The 17707-nt window shown below is 66.5% G+C and carries 15 protein-coding genes; 7 read left to right on the forward strand and 8 right to left on the reverse strand.

Annotated features, from left to right (window positions below):
* Positions 1 to 41 precede the first annotated feature (41 nt).
* A complete protein-coding gene (locus tag K4043_RS03455; RefSeq protein WP_265308212.1) occupies positions 42 to 2789 on the forward strand; it encodes a UvrD-helicase domain-containing protein in 2748 nt (915 codons plus the stop codon).
* Here the strand turns inward: K4043_RS03455 and K4043_RS03460 are convergent.
* From K4043_RS03460 to K4043_RS03495, 8 genes are all read right to left on the reverse strand, one after another.
* Complete coding sequence (locus K4043_RS03460) at positions 2786 to 3577, reverse strand: CHAD domain-containing protein (RefSeq protein WP_265308213.1); 792 nt, start codon at positions 3575 to 3577, stop codon at positions 2786 to 2788. The two genes, K4043_RS03455 and K4043_RS03460, sit on opposite strands and share 4 nt — an antisense overlap.
* 56 nt (positions 3578 to 3633) lie before the next feature.
* Entirely contained in the window at positions 3634 to 5577 is a 1944-nt protein-coding gene (locus K4043_RS03465; protein ID WP_123729573.1) for a response regulator, read from the reverse strand.
* The gene (locus tag K4043_RS03470; RefSeq protein ID WP_265308214.1) at positions 5564 to 6424 is read right to left on the reverse strand and encodes an ATP-binding protein; all 861 of its coding nucleotides are present in this window, start codon (positions 6422 to 6424) and stop codon (positions 5564 to 5566) included. The genes K4043_RS03465 and K4043_RS03470 overlap by 14 nt, the downstream gene beginning before the upstream one ends.
* Complete coding sequence (locus K4043_RS03475; RefSeq protein WP_265308215.1) at positions 6421 to 7437, reverse strand: ATP-binding protein; 1017 nt, start codon at positions 7435 to 7437, stop codon at positions 6421 to 6423. The genes K4043_RS03470 and K4043_RS03475 overlap by 4 nt, the downstream gene beginning before the upstream one ends.
* The gene (locus K4043_RS03480) at positions 7428 to 7829 is read right to left on the reverse strand and encodes an anti-sigma regulatory factor (RefSeq protein WP_123729576.1); all 402 of its coding nucleotides are present in this window, start codon (positions 7827 to 7829) and stop codon (positions 7428 to 7430) included. The genes K4043_RS03475 and K4043_RS03480 overlap by 10 nt, the downstream gene beginning before the upstream one ends.
* On the reverse strand, positions 7826 to 8197 hold the full coding sequence (locus K4043_RS03485; protein WP_123729577.1) for an STAS domain-containing protein: 372 nt from the start codon (positions 8195 to 8197) through the stop codon (positions 7826 to 7828). The genes K4043_RS03480 and K4043_RS03485 overlap by 4 nt, the downstream gene beginning before the upstream one ends.
* A gap of 1 nt (position 8198) precedes the next feature.
* Positions 8199 to 9059: an STAS domain-containing protein gene (locus tag K4043_RS03490; protein WP_265308216.1), complete on the reverse strand. Its 861-nt coding sequence runs from the start codon at positions 9057 to 9059 to the stop codon at positions 8199 to 8201.
* Positions 9060 to 9411: 352 nt separating this feature from the next.
* Positions 9412 to 10464, reverse strand: a complete 1053-nt coding sequence (locus tag K4043_RS03495) for a hypothetical protein (protein ID WP_123729579.1) — start codon at positions 10462 to 10464, stop codon at positions 9412 to 9414.
* A gap of 405 nt (positions 10465 to 10869) precedes the next feature.
* On the opposite strand from K4043_RS03495, the gene K4043_RS03500 reads away from it, so the two are divergent.
* From K4043_RS03500 to K4043_RS03525, 6 genes are all read left to right on the forward strand, one after another.
* Positions 10870 to 12210, forward strand: a complete 1341-nt coding sequence (locus K4043_RS03500) for a TlpA disulfide reductase family protein (protein ID WP_265308217.1) — start codon at positions 10870 to 10872, stop codon at positions 12208 to 12210.
* Positions 12211 to 12321: 111 nt separating this feature from the next.
* Complete coding sequence (locus K4043_RS03505; RefSeq protein ID WP_123729581.1) at positions 12322 to 12903, forward strand: YceI family protein; 582 nt, start codon at positions 12322 to 12324, stop codon at positions 12901 to 12903.
* On the forward strand, positions 12900 to 13349 hold the full coding sequence (locus tag K4043_RS03510; protein WP_265308218.1) for a protein-disulfide reductase DsbD N-terminal domain-containing protein: 450 nt from the start codon (positions 12900 to 12902) through the stop codon (positions 13347 to 13349). Before K4043_RS03505 ends, K4043_RS03510 begins: the two co-directional genes overlap by 4 nt.
* Before the next feature lie 13 nt (positions 13350 to 13362).
* The gene (locus K4043_RS03515; protein WP_265308219.1) at positions 13363 to 14364 is read left to right on the forward strand and encodes a cytochrome c peroxidase; all 1002 of its coding nucleotides are present in this window, start codon (positions 13363 to 13365) and stop codon (positions 14362 to 14364) included.
* Entirely contained in the window at positions 14361 to 14897 is a 537-nt protein-coding gene (locus tag K4043_RS03520; RefSeq protein WP_265308220.1) for a TlpA disulfide reductase family protein, read from the forward strand. Before K4043_RS03515 ends, K4043_RS03520 begins: the two co-directional genes overlap by 4 nt.
* Positions 14898 to 15073: 176 nt before the next feature.
* Positions 15074 to 17632 (forward strand): TonB-dependent receptor, encoded by a 2559-nt coding sequence (locus tag K4043_RS03525; protein ID WP_265308221.1) that lies wholly within the window; start codon positions 15074 to 15076, stop codon positions 17630 to 17632.
* Positions 17633 to 17707 lie beyond the last annotated feature (75 nt).

Genomic DNA, 17707 nt, shown 5'->3' on the forward strand with positions numbered 1-17707 from the left:
CATTTCCTTATCATGGGTGTCCGATCAAACAGCGCTTACCGATGACGTACGAATGGGCCCCGAGCGACTGGGGTCAACGCCTCACGCGATCGCCGCACTGGCGCCTTCGCCTGGAAGACGACCAGCTGCTGCTGACCATCGACGGTCATCCGTACCATGCGCCCCTCACCGCGCTGCAGGTGCACCCGCGCCTGCCGTGGGCACGGCTCACCCTGCATCGCGATGGACAGGCCCCCTTGATGCTGGGCGGCCTGTCCCCTGCCGCCGCCCGTCTGCTGGCCGAGGCGCTGAGCCAACGCCGTGGCGCGCTGCGTCAACGCGACCAGGTCACGCTGTTCCAGCAGGCCCATGCCGCGATCCAGCGCTGGCTTGCGCAGGTGCAGACCGCGACCGATCTGGCCGACGATGAGTCGCTGTGGCTCACGCACGACCAGCAGCAGGCACTGCTGCAGGCGCGCCCCGCCCTGCCGCTCGATGAGGATGCACTGTGGGCGGTCTTCGATGACGCCGACCTGCGCAGCGAGCTGGACGGCGATCCCTCGGCCATCGAAGCAGCCCTGATGCTCTGGTTGGCCGACTGGCCAGCCCGGTGGGCGCGCCGCAATGAGGCCCATGAGGCGCGCGAGCTGATCGCCTGCCGGCCCCTGCTGGACCGTGTCGAAAGCCGCCCGCTCACCGCTGAGCAGGCCCGTGCGGTGATCTGCTTCGACAACCGCGTCCAGGTGGTCGCCGCAGCCGGTTCCGGCAAAACATCGACGATGGTCGCCAAGGCCGCCTACGCCGTCGAGCGCGGCCTGGTCGCGCCCGAGCGCATCGTCATGCTCGCCTTCAACAAGGACGCCGCCACGGAACTGCAGGCGCGTGCCGACCGCGCCTTCCAGCGTCTCGGCCTGGGCCAGGTGCAGGTGGAAGCACGCACGTTCCATGCGCTGGGCCGGCACATCATTGCCCAGGCCACCGGGCGTATGCCGCAGGTGCCCGACTGGGCCGTTGATGCCACCCAGGGGTTCCATCGGCTGGCCGAGATCATCGACGCGCTGAAAGACCGCTCCCTCCATTTCCGCACGCAATGGGACATGTTCCGGCTGGTGTTCGGCCGTGATCTGCCCGTCATCGGCGGTCCGCTGGAGGCCGACGAGTGGGACAAGGACGGCCAAGGGTACGTGCGTACCTTGCAGGGCGAGCGCGTGTGCAGCATCGAGCACTGCGTGATCGCCGACTGGCTGTTCTACAACGGGGTGGCGTACACCTATGCACGACGCAGCACATTCGATGCCGGGACCGATGCGTACCGCCAGTACCGCCCGGATTTCCACTATCCGGGCATAGCGCTGTATCACGATCACCTCCCCTTGGAAGGGTACGAGCGAGCGCCGGCGCATCGCGCGGGCACCCCAGGCACCGGCCATGACAGCGAGCGGATCGAGACCACCCCGCTGCAGTTGCGTACCGGCGAACTGTTCGTGCGGCTGGGCGAGGCCTTGTCGCAGCGTGGCATCGAACTCGATCCGAATCCTGACCGCGAACTGCCTGATGGCGGCGCAACGCCGATGCCGGACACCGAGCTGATCGGCCTGGTAAGGACGTTCATCAGCCACGCCAAGAGCAACGGCCTGCACGTGGAGGACATGGTCGAGCGGCTGCGCCGGCTGCCCGACGATCACTTCAAGCACCGTTACCGCCTCTTCCTCGAACTGATCATCCCGATCCTGGACGGCTGGGACGATGCGCTGGTCGCCGAGGGCGGCATCGACTTCGAGGACATGCTCAACCAAGCCGCCGAACACCTGGAACAGAGCCGCTATGTCGCGCCGTTCGATCTAGTGATGGCCGACGAATTCCAGGATGCCTCGCGCGCCCGTGCACGGCTGTGCCGTGCGCTGGTACAGGCGCCGGGCAAGCATCTGTTCGCGGTCGGCGATGACTGGCAGTCCATCAACCGGTTCGCCGGCGCAGACGTCTCGGTGATGACGGGGTTCGTGGCGTGGTTCGGCCAGGGCCAGGTGCTCAAGCTCGAACAGACCTTCCGCTGCCCGCAGGCACTGTGCGATGTCTCCAGCGCCTTCGTGTCACGCAATCCGGCGCAGATTCCCAAGCAGGTCCACTCGGTCACGCCCGCGTACGGGGCGGTACTGCAGGCCTTCCAGGTGGCCTCACGCGACCGGCTGGTCGGGGCGGTCGAACAGTATCTGGCGCAGCTGCACCAGCAGTTGCTGACCGGCCAGGTCCCGCCAGGCCGCGATGGCAAGGTCACGGTGTTCGTGCTCGGTCGCTACAACGCCGACCGTGCAATGCTGCCAACCACGTGGCGCGCACGCCATGGGCAGCACATGGAGGTCAGCTTCCTTACCGCGCACCGCTCCAAGGGCACCGAGGCGGACTACGTCATCCTGCCCGGCATGCTGGATCGGCGCTTTCCCAACACGCGTGCCGACGACCCGGTACTGGCCCTGGCGATGCCCGAGAGCGACGCCTATCCACTGGGCGAGGAGCGTCGCCTGTTCTACGTCGCGCTGACGCGTGCGCGCCGCTCGGTAGCGATGTTCACCGTACAGGGACGCCGCTCGTCGTTCCTGACCGAACTGGTCAACGACGGCGCGGTACGCGTGACCTCGATGGCCGGCGATACGATTCACGAGCAGGCCTGCCCGGCCTGCAGCGTGGGCGTGATCGTGCCGCGCACCGGGCCGTATGGCGCGTTCCAGTCGTGCTCGGGGTACCCACGCTGCGAGTACAAGCCGCCGAAAGCGGGCGGGACCGCGCACACCGGGCCTCGGGCCTACCGCTAGATCAAGCGGCGGTCCCGCATGTCCGCATCAATCTGCTCGATCAGCGCCCGCCGCTCGGACAGGCCGGGCATCACCCGCACCAGATTGCGGACCATGCGCAGGTCCTGCTGCCCGCCCAGCTGATCACTCAACGCATGCAGGGCCCGCGCCTGCTTGTTCTGCCCATGTCCCTTGATCGGCACCGCGCGGGACGGCGCCAACATCGGCAGCGCCTCCAGCTGCATGCGCAGACGACGCACTCTGCGGCGCCAGCGATGCAGGTCCTCGGCATCGTGACTGCGCGCGGCGCGCTTGGCGGCATTGGCCGTTCGGCGCTCGCTGCGTGCGAGCCCCCTGCGGACGTCGGCTGCTTTCAGCAGGCCCCAAGGCTGCGCCTGCAGATCGGTGCCGATACGCAGAAGTGCGGCTTGGCGGCGTGCAAACCCGGGATCGTGTGCCAGCGTCCGCGCGAGGATTGCGTCGCGTCGCGCGGTCAGGCGGTGGCACACCTCTTCCCACAGCTGAGCGGGCTGCGCCGCCGCCAGCCGCTCACAGGTTTCCACCACGACATGCGCATCGCGCAACGCTGACAGGCCATTGCCGAGACGGCGCAGCGCGGCATCCGCCGTTGTCGTGGTCAGTGCACTGTTGTCCAGCAAGGCCAGCAGCGCGCGCAGGCGGCGGATGGTCTTGCGTGCACGATGCACCGCCGCATGCACATCCGGCTGGCACTCGAGCGCGTCGGCAATGGCGTCGCACTCCCGTTGCGCCAGTACGCGGGCGGCGGGGCCGATACCTGATGGCGTCATCGCGGTCTTCCCCCGGGGCATAGTGGCGATTGTACCCACGCCACGCCCGCCGCCGCTCAGCCCGGGTTGAACATCTGCCGCACGCCCCGGAGCAGCTCGTTCACGCTGAACGGCTTGGGCAGCAGGGACATGCCCTGCCCCAGGAACTCATTGCGGACGGCCGCACTCTCCGTATAGCCGGTCACGAACAGCACCGGCAAATGCGGACGCAATACCCGCGCCGCATCAGCAAGTTCCCGGCCGTTCATGCCCGGCAGACCCACATCGGACAACAACAGGTCCAGCTCACGGTCCGAATGCAGCTCCAACAAGGCCTGCTGCGCATTGATGGCTTCCACGACCTGGTAACCGGCCTCGACCAGCATCTCCCGGACCATCATGCGTACCGAATCGGTATCGTCGACCAGCAGAATCCGCTCGGCGCTGCCTCGGGTCAGCGGTAAAGGTGCCGAGGTGTCGTGGGCTGCAGGCTGGAGCTGGCCCTCGGGCAGCAGCAGCTCGATCTCGGTCCCCTCGCCACGTTCGCTGGCAATGCGTGCACTGCCGCCGGATTGGCGTGCGAACCCGTAAGTCATCGACAGCCCCAGCCCGGTCCCTTCGCCCTGCGGCTTGGTGGTGAAGAACGGCTCGAATACTTTGGTCAACAGCTCTGCGGGGATGCCCACACCGTTGTCGAGCACGGTCACGGTGATGTAATGGCCAGGCGCCAGCTCATGGTCGCGCTCGATCTCGGCACGCCCGGCGCGGATGCGGATCAGGCCCTGGCCGGCCAACGCATCGCGGGCATTGATGACCAGGTTGAGGATCACGTTCTCGAACTGGTTCGGGTCGGCAACCGCAATCAGCGGTTCAATGCCCAGCTCCAGCTCGAGTTCGATGTTCTCACCGATCGACCGCTGCAGCATGTCTTCCAGCGAGCGCACGCGCGCGACCACATCGAAGGTCTGCGGATCGAGCGGTTGCTTGCGGGCAAAGGCGAGCATGCGCTGGGTCAGCGCGGCCGCACGGTGTGCCGAGCCGGTGGCGATCTCGACGTAGCGCGAAGCCTTGTCCCATTTACCACTGGAGGCGGCGATCTCGATCATGTCCAGCCCGGAAATGATCGTGGTCAGCAGATTATTGAAATCGTGCGCGATGCCGCCGGTGAGCTGACCCAGCGCGTCCATCTTCTGCGCCTGCATCAACTCGATCTCGGTGCGCTCGCGCTCGGCGATCTGGAAGGCGAGCTCGGACGTGGCGCTCTCCAGTTCCTGCCGCTGTTCGTTGGCGCGCGCATGCTGTTCAGTGGTGTCTTCAATCAGCACCAGCCCCTGCCCGGCGGCCTGGTACGGCGTCACCCGCCATTCCGTCATGCGGGTGGCGCCACCGACACGAAGGCTGAAGGTGCCCTGCCAGCGCTCGCCTTCGGCCAAGGCCACCTTCAATGCGCTGAGGGGCGCGACCTGATCCTGCAGCAGCTGATCGAGTTGGCCTGGTCCTGCCTGCTGACCCAGCAGACGGGTAAAGGCATCGTTGGCATCGTGCGCGTTGAGCGACGCATCCAATACCGCGATCGGAGCATTGATGTGACGGAAAATTTCGCGGAAGCGCGCCTCGGTCTCGCGCAGGGCTTCCTCGGCACGACGGGCGCGCAGCAGGCTGCGCAGCGTAGCCAACAACACATCCGGATCGACCGGATGGATCAGATAGGCATCCGCGCCCGCGTTGAGGCCCGTGATCATGTCACCGGTGGCGATCGACGCCGCCGAGACATGCACCACCGGCAGCAACTGCAGCCGGACGTCTTCGCGCAGCTGGCGCACCACATCAAAGCCGCTCATGTCCGGCAGGTTCACATCCAGCACCAGCGCACCGAAATCATGCTCGGCCAGCCGTGCCAGGCCCTCACCGCCGGTACCGGCTTCCTCCACATGGAACCCGTGGTGCTCCAGCACGCGGCGCACCGCGTAACGGGTCGCCACGTTGTCATCCACGACGAGGATGCGATCAGGAATCGCCATTCACGGCCTCCGTGGCCAGGGTCAGCGGCAGCACCACGTAGAAGTTCGAGCCCGTCCCGATTTCGCTCTCGACGCCGACATGGCCACCGAGCAGCTCGGCGAAGCGTTTGCACAGCGACAGCCCCAGCCCGGTGCCGCGCAGGCGCTTCTGCAGCGGGGTATCGACCTGCACGAAATCCTCGAACAGGGTCGACTGCAGTTCCGCCGGTATGCCGATGCCGGTATCGCGCACACTGAAGCGCACCGCGTTCTCACCCTCCAGTTGGGTCGATACCACCACCTGGCCGCTGGGCGTGAACTTCAGCGCATTGGAAATGAAATTGCGCAGGATCTGCGCCAGCTTCTTGTCATCCGTGAACAGCATCGGCATCACTGGCGGGTCCTCGAACAGCAGGTCCACCTGATTGCCTTCCACCAACGGACGGAACATGCCACGCAGTGCCGAGAACAGGTCCATCAGATCGAACCAGGCCGGCGAGATGGTAATGCGCCCGGCCTCGATCTTGGCCAGATCCAGCAGGTCGTCCACCATCTCGCGCAGCTCACTGGTGGAGGCGCTGATGAAACGCACCTGTCGGCGCTGCTCCGCGGTCAGCGGGCCATCCATGCCATCCTCCAGCAGCCGCGTCATGCTCAGGATCGAGCCCAGTGGCGTGCGGAACTCATGGCTCATGTACGACAGGAACCGGCTCTTCAGCTCGGACACCTCGCGCAGCTGCTCGGCCTGCTCGTCCAGCTCAGCGTACAAGGCGAGCACACCCTGATTGGTTTCATCCAACTCAGCGCGCAGCGCATCGGCTTCCAGGCGCAGCCGCTGCAGCTCCTGGTCATGGGGTGAGGCGCTCAATGCAGGTCTCCAAGACGCAGGGCGACAATGCCGGCGTCATCCCGGCCACGATCGAAGTCACGGTGCAGCACCGCCACGATCAACGCGGGGTGGCGGTGGAACAGGCCGGGGTAGTCGCGCAGGCTCCAACGCGCCTGCAGTCCATCACTGTGCATGACCAGCAGCGTGCCTGCCGCCGCGTGAAAATGGAATGGTTGTGCCTTGCGGTATTGCACCCCGACGATGCCCGGGTGCGAAGCCAACCCGCGTGATCCGGTGGGCTCGCACAGGCTGGCGGCGATATTGCCGATACCGGCGAACTCCACCTGGCCACTCGCCACGTCCACGCAGGCCACCGCCGCCGCACCGCCGCGGGTGCCGGACATCCCCGCGTGCATGACACCGATCAAGGCCGGCGCCCCAACGGCGGAGGCCTGTGCAACGGCAGCCACACCGGCCTGCGCTGCGTCGGCAGCGGGCAGTCCATGCCCCAGCCCGTCGATCACGGTGACCGCCACGGTCTGAGCATCGGCACGCAGATGCCAGGCATCGCCACAGGCCAGCTCGTGGCGCATCGGAATCCGCAGCGCGCCATAGGGCACATCGATATCGCCTGGCGCACGGCTGGCATAGATGCGCGCCACGACGACCGCGCCTTTGGCATCGGACCAGGCATCGAGCACCGTCGCCTGGCGCTGGATCGCGCCCAGACCCAAGCCCTGGGTGCCGCCTGTCGAGTAACCGTCGGGGAGACATTCGGCCAACGAGAAGCCCGGGCCGCCATCCACCGTCACCAGCTCCACGCCGTTACCGCCGCTACCACACACCGCGGACAGGAACATGCGACCGCTGCGGCCGTGCTTGAGCACATTGGTCGCCATCTCCGTGGCCACCAATGCCGCACGGCCAGCGTCCATCTCATCCAGGCCGATCAGATCGGCCAGCGCCAGCGCTTCGCGCCGGGCCTGCCCGACCTGTGAAGACTCCTCGACCACCACGATCCGCGTCACCTGGCCGCCGAAGTTCAGCTCCATTTGGTGATCGTGATACGGGTGCCCTGCCCCGGTGCACTCTCCAGTTCGAACTCATCCACCAACCGGCGCGAACCGGACAGTCCCAGACCCATGCCCGAGCCGGACGACCAGCCATCGGTCAGGGCCTGTGCGACATCCGGGATGCCAGGGCCGTCATCGGCGAAGACCAGCCGTACGCCCTTGCGCAGTCCTTTCTCGACCACTTCCCAGTCCATGGTCCCGCCGCCACCGTAGATGACGGCATTGCGCGCCAGCTCGCTGGCCGCGGTGACGAGCTTGGTCTGGTCGATCAGGCGCAACTTGCACGCCACGCAGATCTGCCGGGCGGCCTGGCGGGCCAGCACGACATCCTGCTCGATACGGATCGGCAGCGAACCACTGGAAGCACTCATAAGGCGTCGTCGTCTTCGTCGTTTCGCTGCAGCAGCTTCATGCCCCGCTCCACGTTCAATGCGGTGCGCACGCCACTGAGCGTCAGCCCCAGCTCGACCAGGGTGATCGCCACCGCAGGCTGCATGCCGACCACCACCGTGGTGGCATCCATGATCCGGGCCAGCGACGAAATCGTGGCGATCATCCGCCCGATGAACGAATCGACGATATCCAACGCGGAGATGTCGATCAGCACACCGCGCGCGGAGGTGCTGCGGATCTTCTCGGTGAGGTCGTCCTGCAGGGTCAGCGCGAGCTGATCATGCATGTCCACCTGGATGGTCACCAGCAGCAGATCGCCCATCTGCAGGATCGGGATGCGCTCCATCTCAGCGGGCGGTCCGGGTAACGGTCTGGCCGGTGCGCTTGAGCGCCAGCGCCAGTGCATCGGCCAGATTGGCCTTGGTCACGATGCCCTGCAGATCCAGCCCCAGGTGCACGATGGTCTGGGCAATCTGCGGGCGCACGCCGCTGATGATCGCGTCGGCGCCCATCAGACGGATCGCGGTGACCGTCTTCAGCAGATGCTGGGCCACCAGGGTATCCACGGTCGGGACGCCGGTGATATCGATGATGGCGATTTCAGAACCGGTATCCACGATGCGCTGCAGCAGCGATTCCATCACCACTTGGGTGCGCTGCGAATCCAGCGTGCCGATCATCGGCAGCGCCAGCACGCCGTCCCACAGCTTCACCACCGGCGTGGACAGCTCAAGCATCTCTTCCTGCTGCCGCTGGATCACGTCTTCGCGGGTTTTCTGGAACACGCTGACCGTGTGCAGGCCCAGCTGATCGATCAGTTCGGAGATCGCCCACAGCTGATCGCCCAGCTGTGCCGGATCATTCGCGTAGGCCTGCTGGATCACCTCGAACAGCGGCCGCTTCAGCGAGAAGATGAAGCTGGCGGTCTCAGAGGAATTGAAGCCCTTCAGCACGCGCTCGCGCGACAACTCCTCCAGGAAGCGGCGGATGTCCTTCCACTCGGCCCGCGCGACGGAGCTGACGTCGGCCGCGGACAGGGCCTCCAAAAACAGGCGCCAGAACTCGCGGACCTGGGTGTCCAGCTCGCGGGCGGAAAGGCGGCCATCCTGTGCCTGGGCGGACCCGGCCAGAGTGCCCGCCCATGCCGCCAGCAACGGCTCCTGATGGCTGCGGATGAGATCGATCGTGCGCTGCTGCAAAGCCGCCATGGGAACGTCCTGGAAGATGAGGGAAACACCGGGTGTGGTGGCGACCCGTCACTCGAATGAATGGGGGTCGTAAGCGTCAAAGCTTAAATGAATTCAGGAAGATTGGGCATTACGGGCGATGCTGATGATGTGAAGACGATCTGCACGTCGCTGACCGGTTCATGCAGGCGCGATGCCGCGTTTGGAAGGGCTGATGAAACGGGTGCCCTGCAAACGCATCAGGCCGCCCGGAGGCGGCCTGATGATGGGTCGTTCAGCGCAGCAGCGCGAACAGGAGCAACAACGGAATCGGAATGCCCAGCATCCACAGCAGAATGTACTTCATGGTGTTTCCTCCCTCAGGTGGTCAGGTTCACAGGTCGCGGCGACGGCCGCCCCAGGTGGCACTCAGGCTGGCGATGAAGGCACCGATGAGCAGCGTAATGAACAGCCACAGCGCGGCGTAGGCGGTTGCCTTGCGGGCATCGTCGGCCGCCTGCTTGGCCTGCTGCTTGGCGTTGTCCAGCGCCGCACGCAGGCGGGTCTGCACATCGGTCACCCGGGCCTGGGCTTCAGCCTGGCTCATGCCGGTCTGCGCCGCCACCAGCTGCCCCAGATACTGGGTGTCGGCCGGGTCCATGGTGTCGGACTTCAAGCTGTTGAGAATGATGCGGTTGACCTCGGTGCGCACTTCACGGCTGTCCGGACGACGGTCGGCACCCGGCATCGGCCGCGGCGGCAGCGGTGCACCATTGGCAACGGGCGCCGGGGCGGGTGCGGACGCATCGGCCGGACCGGCGGGACCCGCCGGCGGCGCGGGCTGCGCAGCGGTCGGGTTGGCACGGAACAGCGAATCCACCCAGTACTGCACGTCGCCCTGATCGTTGCCCATCGCAGCCGAACCCGCACCGGCAGCGGCGATACCGCCTGCGGTCGAGGCGGCGGCACCGGCAGTGGCGCCGGCAACCTTGGCACCGGCACCGAGGATGCCGCCGATGGCCGAGGTCAACAGCGCCGCAGTCAGCAACGTCGCCACGGCCCATGACACGAACCCATGCGCAGTATCGCGGAAGTAGGTTTCATCGCCGTGGATGTTGCTCCACTTCGTGCGCAGGCGGCCGGCCAGATAGCCGCCCAGGCCGGAGGCTGCGATCGCAGTGAAGGTCAGCCAGGCGATGCTGGACCAACCGAACGTTTCGGCGGTCACGCCTTCAAACGACCAGGGCGACACCGACGACAGGCCCAAGCCAACACCAAGGATGACAAGAATCAGCGAGAGCGCAGCGGCGGCGATCGCGCCGGCGAGAATCGCGCCCCACGACACTGCGCTGTCGCGCGGAAGATCCACCACCGGCGGTGGGGTGACCACGGCGACGGTCGCTGCGGCGACGGGCTCGGGGTGGGCGTAATCGCCTCGGGTATTCATAGCGGATGACACTCCTTTTCAAGCACTGCGGACGCAGCGCGCATCGGCAGGCTGCGCTTCAGGTTGTGAAATACGCGAGAGGCTGAAAACAAGACGGTGTGGATGCGGGACCGGGATCACACCGACAGTCGCCTGTGCGATGGATGGCTCACGGTGTGCCCCAAAGCCGCCTGCGGCGCTGATATCAAAACGGTTATCAGCCTGCCATCGTCGCGCCGCTGAATATGCTGATGAAGATGCGTTCCAAGCGGCGATGAACTTTTACGACATTCACGTGGCAATAATCCAATCACGCCATGGATGGCACATGACCGGCCAGGGACGGCCATTCTGCGGATGCAGTGGAACGGGGGCTGCATCGCCGGCGACTTGGCGCGACCAAGGGGATTATCTGGAAGCACTCTCATGACACTGGCATTATCCGGTCGCGTCGTCGCGACCCTGTTCCTCGCCTCAAGCCTGTTGTTCGCTGCGCCTGCACCTGCTGCAGCGAAAGCACCGTTCCCCGCCGAAGGAATCTGGCGGGGCGAGTTCACCATCGATGGCGACCCGATTCCCTTCAATTTCGAAGTGAAGGGCAAGCGCGCGCAGGACGCGACCTTCACCCTGCTCAACGGCGCTCGCACGGATAAATTCAAGGTCACTCCGCGTGACGACGGGACGTTCTCGGTGCGGATGAACACCTACGATGCCGTACTGGAGGGCAAGGTTTCCGAGGATGGCAAGCATCTCGTTGGCCAGTACAAGGACCTGGTGCCAAGCCGCAACGGTGCGCGCAACCTGGCCTTCACCGCAGAACACAATGCAGCCTGGCGCTTCGTCAAACCCGGCCAGGACGAGGCGCCGGCGGCGGACCTCAGCGGCAAGTGGGCCGTGCAGACCATCGACAAGGCCGCCCGTCAGGACAAACGCAACCAGGTCGCCCTGCTCAAGCAGGAGGGCAACCGCCTCTCCGGCGTGTTCATGACCGTGGTTGGCGATACCCGCGAGCTGGAAGGCACCGTGCAGGGCAACCGCTTCTACCTGTCCGGCTTCAGCGGTCCGAGCCCGTTGCTGATCCGCGGCACGATCGATGAGGACGGCAACATCCAGGGCGCGTTCGGCAGCGGCATCTACAACGTGGTCAAGTTCGAGGCCGAGAAGAGTGACAAGGTGGAGCTGCCCGATCCGTACAAACTCACCTTCCTCAAGGATGGCCAGGAGCGCATCGATTTCAGCTTCCCCGATCTGCAGGGCAAGCAGGTCTCGCTGCAGGACGACAAGTACCGCGGCAAGGTGGTGATCGTCGAAGTGATCGGCACCTGGTGCCCCAACTGCACCGACCAGACCTACTTCCTGGCGCCGTGGTTCAAGCAGAACCAGCACCGCGGGGTGGAGGCGGTGGCCGTGGCCTTCGAGCAGGAAGACAACTTCGATTACTTCCAGAAGACCCTGACCACGTTCAAGGATTACTTCGACATCCGCTACGACATCGTGTTCGGCGGCATCGCCGACAAGAAAGTGGCGACCGAGAAACTCAAGGGCCTGAACTATATGGCCGCCTTCCCGACCACGATCATCATCGGTCGCGACGGCAAGGTCCGCGAGATATATACCGGCTATACCGGCACGGTGACCGGCGAGTATCACAAGGACTATGTGACCCGCTTCAACAGCCTGCTCGATGGACTGATCGCCGAACCGGATCCGTACGCGGCCAGCGCTGCTGCACCGGCCACGGCGGCGTCACTGGCGGTCGCGCCGTAATCCCCCGCGGCGGCCAGCCCCTGGCCGCTGCTTCCCTCCTGCACCGCACGCCCCACACGGCGTCTTCTTGACGCTGCGGGCGACTGCGCGCCACTGCCCAGAGACCTTCTCATGCGTACTCCCCTGCTACTGGCCTTGCTCGCCCTTTCCGGCGCCCCCGCCGTGGCGACCGCCGCGCCGGTGACCTATCAGCTCGACCCCACCCACACCGATGTGCTGTTCACCTGGAACCACAACGGCTTCTCCTTCCCGACCGGCCGCGCAGCGATCAGCAGCGGCACGCTCATCTACGACGCGGCAAAGCCCGCTGCCTCGCAGGTGCAGGTGGAGCTGCCACTGGCCGAGCTGGCCACCCACGTCCCGAAACTGGACGAGATCGTCAAGGGCGACAAGCTGTTCGATGTCGCCACGCACCCGCAAGCCAGCTTCCGCAGTACTTCGGTGGTGCCGCAAGGCACCGGTCGCCTGAAAATCACCGGTGATCTGACCCTGCATGGCGTGACCCGCCCGGTCGTGCTCGACGCCACCCTCAACAAGGTCGGCGAGCATCCCAGCCGCAAGATCCCCACGATCGGCTTCAATGCCACCGCCGTCATCCGCCGCAGCGAGTTCGGCCTCACCGGGTTCCTGCCCAACATCGCCGACGAGGTGCAGCTGCGCATCACCACCGAGGGCCAGGGGGCGAAGGAGTGAATCGCAGCCTCCTCGCCATCGCCACGACATTGCTGCTGACCAGCGCCGGCGCAGGCGCCGCCGATACCCCGAAGGTCGCGCTCGATCCCCGGCTTGAAGCGCGTGCCGACGGCACCCGCGAGCTGGTCATCGACGCGCGCATCGAGCCGGGCTGGATCCTGTATGCCTCGGATTTCGAGCAGCCGCAGATCGGCCCGCGGGCGGCGCGGATCAGCCTGGCGAACGGGGCACAGACCGAAGGCCCGCTGCGCTCGGTGGACGCACGCGAGGGCCATGGCCGCAGCTTTGCCGGTGACTATCGCTACACCTACTTCAGCGAGCGTGGGCAGCTGCGTCTGCCCATCGCCGCAGGCAACGCCCCGGTGAACGGCACCCTGCGCGCGCAGGTGTGCTTTGAAGAAAGCGGCCTGTGCGAACTGGTTCAGCAGGAGATCGCTGCGCGTTGAGCGCGGCATTGTCATGCGCCGTCCTGCCCGCTCCCTCGCCCTGCTGACCACACTGATCGGTGTCGCCGTACTGGTGCCGGTGTTCTCCGCCGATGCGCCAACCTATGACGGCGACCTGAGTGACAACCCACGCGCCCAGCTCGGCCGGCAGCTGTTTTTCGATCCCATCCTGTCGCGTGATCGCACCGTCTCGTGTGCGAGCTGCCATCAGCCTGCGCGCGCCTTCGCCGATGACCGCGCCGTCAGCCTGGGCGTGGAAGGCCGCGCAGGCACCCGCAATACCCCCAGCGTCATGAACAGCGCCGGCCGCACCCGGTTCTTCTGGGATGGCCGCAGTGAAACCCTGGAAGAACAGGCGTTGGGCCCGATCGCCAACCCGCTGGAGATGGACCTGCCGGTGGATGACGCCGTCGCCCGTCTGCTTGCAGATGCGACCTGGGTGGCGCGCTTTCAGGACACCTACAACGCGCCGCCGAGCCCGCGCACCCTGGGCCGTGCCCTGGCGGCCTACCAGAAGACCCTCAATACCGTGGACAGTCCTTACGACCGCTACGCCCTGGGCCAGGAAGACGCGATCAGCGACGCCGCCAAGCGTGGCCGCCTGCTGTTCATCACCAAGGCGCAGTGCGTGAGCTGCCATGCCGGCGAGGACTTCACCTCGGACCGCTTCAAGAACATCGGCATCTACAACGGCCGCCAGTTCAACGACGAGGGTCGCGGCGGCATCACCGGCGATCCGGCGCAGAAAGGCGAATTCAAGGTGCCCGGGCTTCGCAACGTCGCGCTGACCGCCCCCTACATGCACAACGGCATGTTCAACACCCTGCGCGAGGTGATCGTCTACTACGACGATCCCGGCAAGGTGATCCCCGATTCGATCGGCCGCGATGCGCAGCTGCGCGACCCGCTGCACCTGACCGAAGCGGAGATCGATGACATCGAGCAGTTCCTGCACACCCTCACCGACGACCGCTTCGCGGCCCGCACGACCTCCTCGACGGCCTCCCCGCCATGACCCTGCCCCACGTCCGTTTCGCCATCGTGCTGACCATCGCGCTGTCCGTTGCCCTGCCGATCGCCTCCCGCGCCGCACCGCTGACCACCGCGCCGCCCGCCGGCCAGGTGGCACCTGCCCTGCAGTGGACGGATCTGGACGGCCGCCCTGCGACGCTGGCGCAATGGCGCGGCCGCCCGGTCCTGCTCAACTACTGGGCCAGCTGGTGCGGGCCGTGCCTGAAGGAACTGCCCGATCTGCAGCGCTTCTCGCAGGCGCAGACGCCCCTGCCTGACGGCGTGCACGTGGTCGGCATCGCCCTGGACGATATCGACGCCGCCAAGGCCTTGCGCGACCAGCTTCAGCTCACCTACCCGCAGCTGGTGGAGGGCGACGGCCCGCCCGGCACCGCGGCCTCTTTCGGGAACCGCATCGGCACGCTGCCGTTCTCGGTCCTGATCGATGCGCGCGGCAAGGTCCTGCAGGTCCACAACGGACCGTTGCATCCGGCGGATCTCGCCCGCTGGGCCGCTGCTGCAGGCCGGTCGCCGTGATCGGCACCGTGCGCCTTGCCGCTACGGGGCAACGCTGTTGTCCAGGCCAGTCGCGCCAACACACCTGCTGACCCGGCCGTTTCAACGCCGACTGCCGGTGTGCATGTCTGCACCTGTGTCCATCTGTCCGCCGCAATCGCTGCCGCAGCGGCCCACCATTCCCCGGGGGATCCTCCATGCTGTCCACGCACCATCGCCTGCCGTTGGTTGTCGCCGTCCTGTCGGCACTGTCGCTGCCCCTCACCGCCCACGGCGCACCCGAGGTGGACGCTGCCACCAGCGTCAACACCGCCACCCTGGATACCGTCACCGTCACCGGTACCCGCGCGCAGGGTCGCACCGTGCGGGAAAGTGCAGCGCCGATCGATGTGCTGTCGGCCGAGGATATCCGCGCCGCCAACGCGACCAGCCTGCTGGATGTGCTCAACACCACGGTGCCGAGTTTCAACCTGCCCCTGGAAACCGGCGATCTGAACAGCATGGTCCGCGCCGGGCAGCTACGCGGGTTGAATTCCAGCCACGTGCTGGTGCTGGTGGATGGCAAGCGCCGCCACGCTACTGCACTGCTGGGCGCGGGCGGCTTTGGTGGCGCTGCCCCGGCCGATCTGGCCTTGATCCCCACCGGCGCGATCGAACGCATCGAGGTGCTGCGTGATGGCGCTTCGGCAATCTATGGCTCGGACGCGATCGCCGGCGTGATCAACATCGTGACCAACAAAGCCGCACGGGGGGGCAACGTCTCCTACCGCGATGGCACCTACTTCGCCGGCGATGGACGTTCGCGCGTGGTCCAGGCCGATGCGGGGTTCGGCATCGGTGATGGCGGCTACCTGCATCTGGCCGCCCAGCTGGACGACCAGCACGCCACCGACTACACCAGCCCCGCGCGCGACACGTTCCTGTACTACTTCCCCCGCAACGCCGCCGGTACGGCGATCCGGCCCGGTGGCAACCAGGCCAGCAACCCGACGCTGCCCGCCGGCGCCACGCCGGATCCGCGCGAAGCCACCCGCGACAACAACGCCTGGCGCAACCGCGGCATCCGCGCGTTCCGCACCAAGACCGCCACCGCCAATGCCAGCATCCCACTTGCGGCGACAGTCGACGCCTACGGGCTGTTGACCCTCGCCCAGCGCGATGCGTGGGCACCGCAGAACTTCCGCCAGCCACTGCGCAACGAAGTCGTGCGTGCCATCGATCCGGATGGCTTCGCCCCTACCGAGCACATCGATGAGAACGATGGCGCGCTGACGCTCGGCCTGCGCGGGCAACTCGGCCAGTGGGATTGGGACCTCAGCAGCGGCTACGGGCGCGATGCGATGGACATCAACCTCCACAACAGCATCAACCCGACCTACGGGCTGGACAGCCAGACCGACTTCTACATCGGCGACCTGCGCTACAGCGCCTGGACCCACAACCTGGACCTGCGCCGCCAGTTGCAGACGGCATGGTTGTCCGCCCCGCTGGAGTTCAGCGCGGGCGCGGAGTACCGCGACGAGCGCTACCGGATCGGCGCCGGCGATGTGCAGTCCTACACACACGGCGGCCAGCGTGTGCTCGATGGTCCCTATGCGGGCACGGTGCTGGGCATCGGACTGGGGGGATCGCAGGCACTGCCAGGCTACCGACCGGAGGATGCGGTGGACGTCAGCCGCAACAGCGGCGCGGTCTACGTCGGGGTCGCCGCCGATCTGGGCGCGCGCTGGCGCATCGATCTGGCTGGCCGCCATGAGCGCTATTCGGATTTCGGCAGCGAAACCACCGGTCGCCTCTCCACCCGTTTCGCGCTGCACCCCAGGCTCGCCCTGCGCGGCACGATCAGCAACGGCTTCCAGGCGCCGTCGCTGGCGGCGCAGGCCTACCGCAACACCTCCAATGGCAACTTCTACACCGACCATATCCTGCAGGCCGGCTCGCCCCAAGCCATCGCCCTCGGCGCGCAACCACTACGCCCTGAAACGTCCCGCAGCCTCAGCCTGGGCATCGTTGCCGAGCCGTGGCAGGGCGCCTCGCTGACCGTGGATGCCTACCGCATTGATGTGGACGACCGTATCGCGCTGTCCACCACCTTCCGCGAGGGGCTGTACCCGGGCTCGGGTGCGCTGGTCACCTCGGTGGGCCTGGGCGCCCAGGATGGCGTGCGCTACTTCATCAACGCGGCCGACACCCGCACCGAGGGCGTGGAGGCCACTCTGGAAGGCCGGTGGGATCTTGGCCGCGGCGGGAGCCTGCGCTGGACGCTGGCCAGCAGCCACACGCGCGCGACGATCACCGGCCTGGCGCCGACGCCGGCGGTGCTGGCGGCCTTCAACGTGCCGGTGTTCAGCACTGGCTCGCAGAACGACCTGCTCTACAAGGCGCCGAAGTCACGGCAGGTGCTGGGCCTGGACTGGAACCTGGGGCGCTACCGTGTCGGCCTGCGCCAGAGCCGCTATGGCGACATCCAACGCTATGGTTCCCCCGCCACGGTGGCCACCAGCGGTCCCTATGCCGGGCAGGCCGAGATCGCCTATGACATCGGTGGGCTCTGGATCACGGACCTGGAACTCGGCGCCACCCTGGCAGGGGGGTGGGAGATTGCCCTGAACGCCGACAATGTCTTTGACCGCAAGGTCACGAAACTGCCCGAGCCGCTGCTCGCGGCGAACGAATACTACCGCTACGCCAATGGTGGGCCCATCGATGGCTCGGGCGGGCTGTGGTCGGCAACGGTGCGCTATCGCTGGGAGTGACCTGCGCGCAGCGCAAGGAACTCCGTCGCATCCTCACAAATCAGCACCCGTGCCTATGCAAAAATAAAGGAACTG

Origin of the sequence: Stenotrophomonas sp. SRS1 (genome assembly GCF_026130205.1) — a bacterium.
Lineage (GTDB): Bacteria > Pseudomonadota > Gammaproteobacteria > Xanthomonadales > Xanthomonadaceae > Stenotrophomonas > Stenotrophomonas rhizophila_B.

Excerpts from the sequence above, each read along its gene's own strand:
- K4043_RS03455 (WP_265308212.1), top strand. The coding sequence starts at position 42 with ATGACGTACGAATGGGCCCCGAGCGACTGGGGTCAACGCCTCACGCGA.
- K4043_RS03460 (WP_265308213.1), bottom strand. The coding sequence starts at position 3,577 with ATGACGCCATCAGGTATCGGCCCCGCCGCCCGCGTACTGGCGCAACGG.
- K4043_RS03465 (WP_123729573.1), bottom strand. The coding sequence starts at position 5,577 with ATGGCGATTCCTGATCGCATCCTCGTCGTGGATGACAACGTGGCGACC.
- K4043_RS03475 (WP_265308215.1), bottom strand. The coding sequence starts at position 7,437 with ATGGAGCTGAACTTCGGCGGCCAGGTGACGCGGATCGTGGTGGTCGAG.
- K4043_RS03480 (WP_123729576.1), bottom strand. The coding sequence starts at position 7,829 with ATGAGTGCTTCCAGTGGTTCGCTGCCGATCCGTATCGAGCAGGATGTC.
- K4043_RS03485 (WP_123729577.1), bottom strand. The coding sequence starts at position 8,197 with ATGGAGCGCATCCCGATCCTGCAGATGGGCGATCTGCTGCTGGTGACC.
- K4043_RS03490 (WP_265308216.1), bottom strand. The coding sequence starts at position 9,059 with ATGGCGGCTTTGCAGCAGCGCACGATCGATCTCATCCGCAGCCATCAG.
- K4043_RS03495 (WP_123729579.1), bottom strand. The coding sequence starts at position 10,464 with ATGAATACCCGAGGCGATTACGCCCACCCCGAGCCCGTCGCCGCAGCG.
- K4043_RS03500 (WP_265308217.1), top strand. The coding sequence starts at position 10,870 with ATGACACTGGCATTATCCGGTCGCGTCGTCGCGACCCTGTTCCTCGCC.
- K4043_RS03505 (WP_123729581.1), top strand. The coding sequence starts at position 12,322 with ATGCGTACTCCCCTGCTACTGGCCTTGCTCGCCCTTTCCGGCGCCCCC.
- K4043_RS03515 (WP_265308219.1), top strand. The coding sequence starts at position 13,363 with ATGCGCCGTCCTGCCCGCTCCCTCGCCCTGCTGACCACACTGATCGGT.
- K4043_RS03520 (WP_265308220.1), top strand. The coding sequence starts at position 14,361 with ATGACCCTGCCCCACGTCCGTTTCGCCATCGTGCTGACCATCGCGCTG.
- K4043_RS03525 (WP_265308221.1), top strand. The coding sequence starts at position 15,074 with ATGCTGTCCACGCACCATCGCCTGCCGTTGGTTGTCGCCGTCCTGTCG.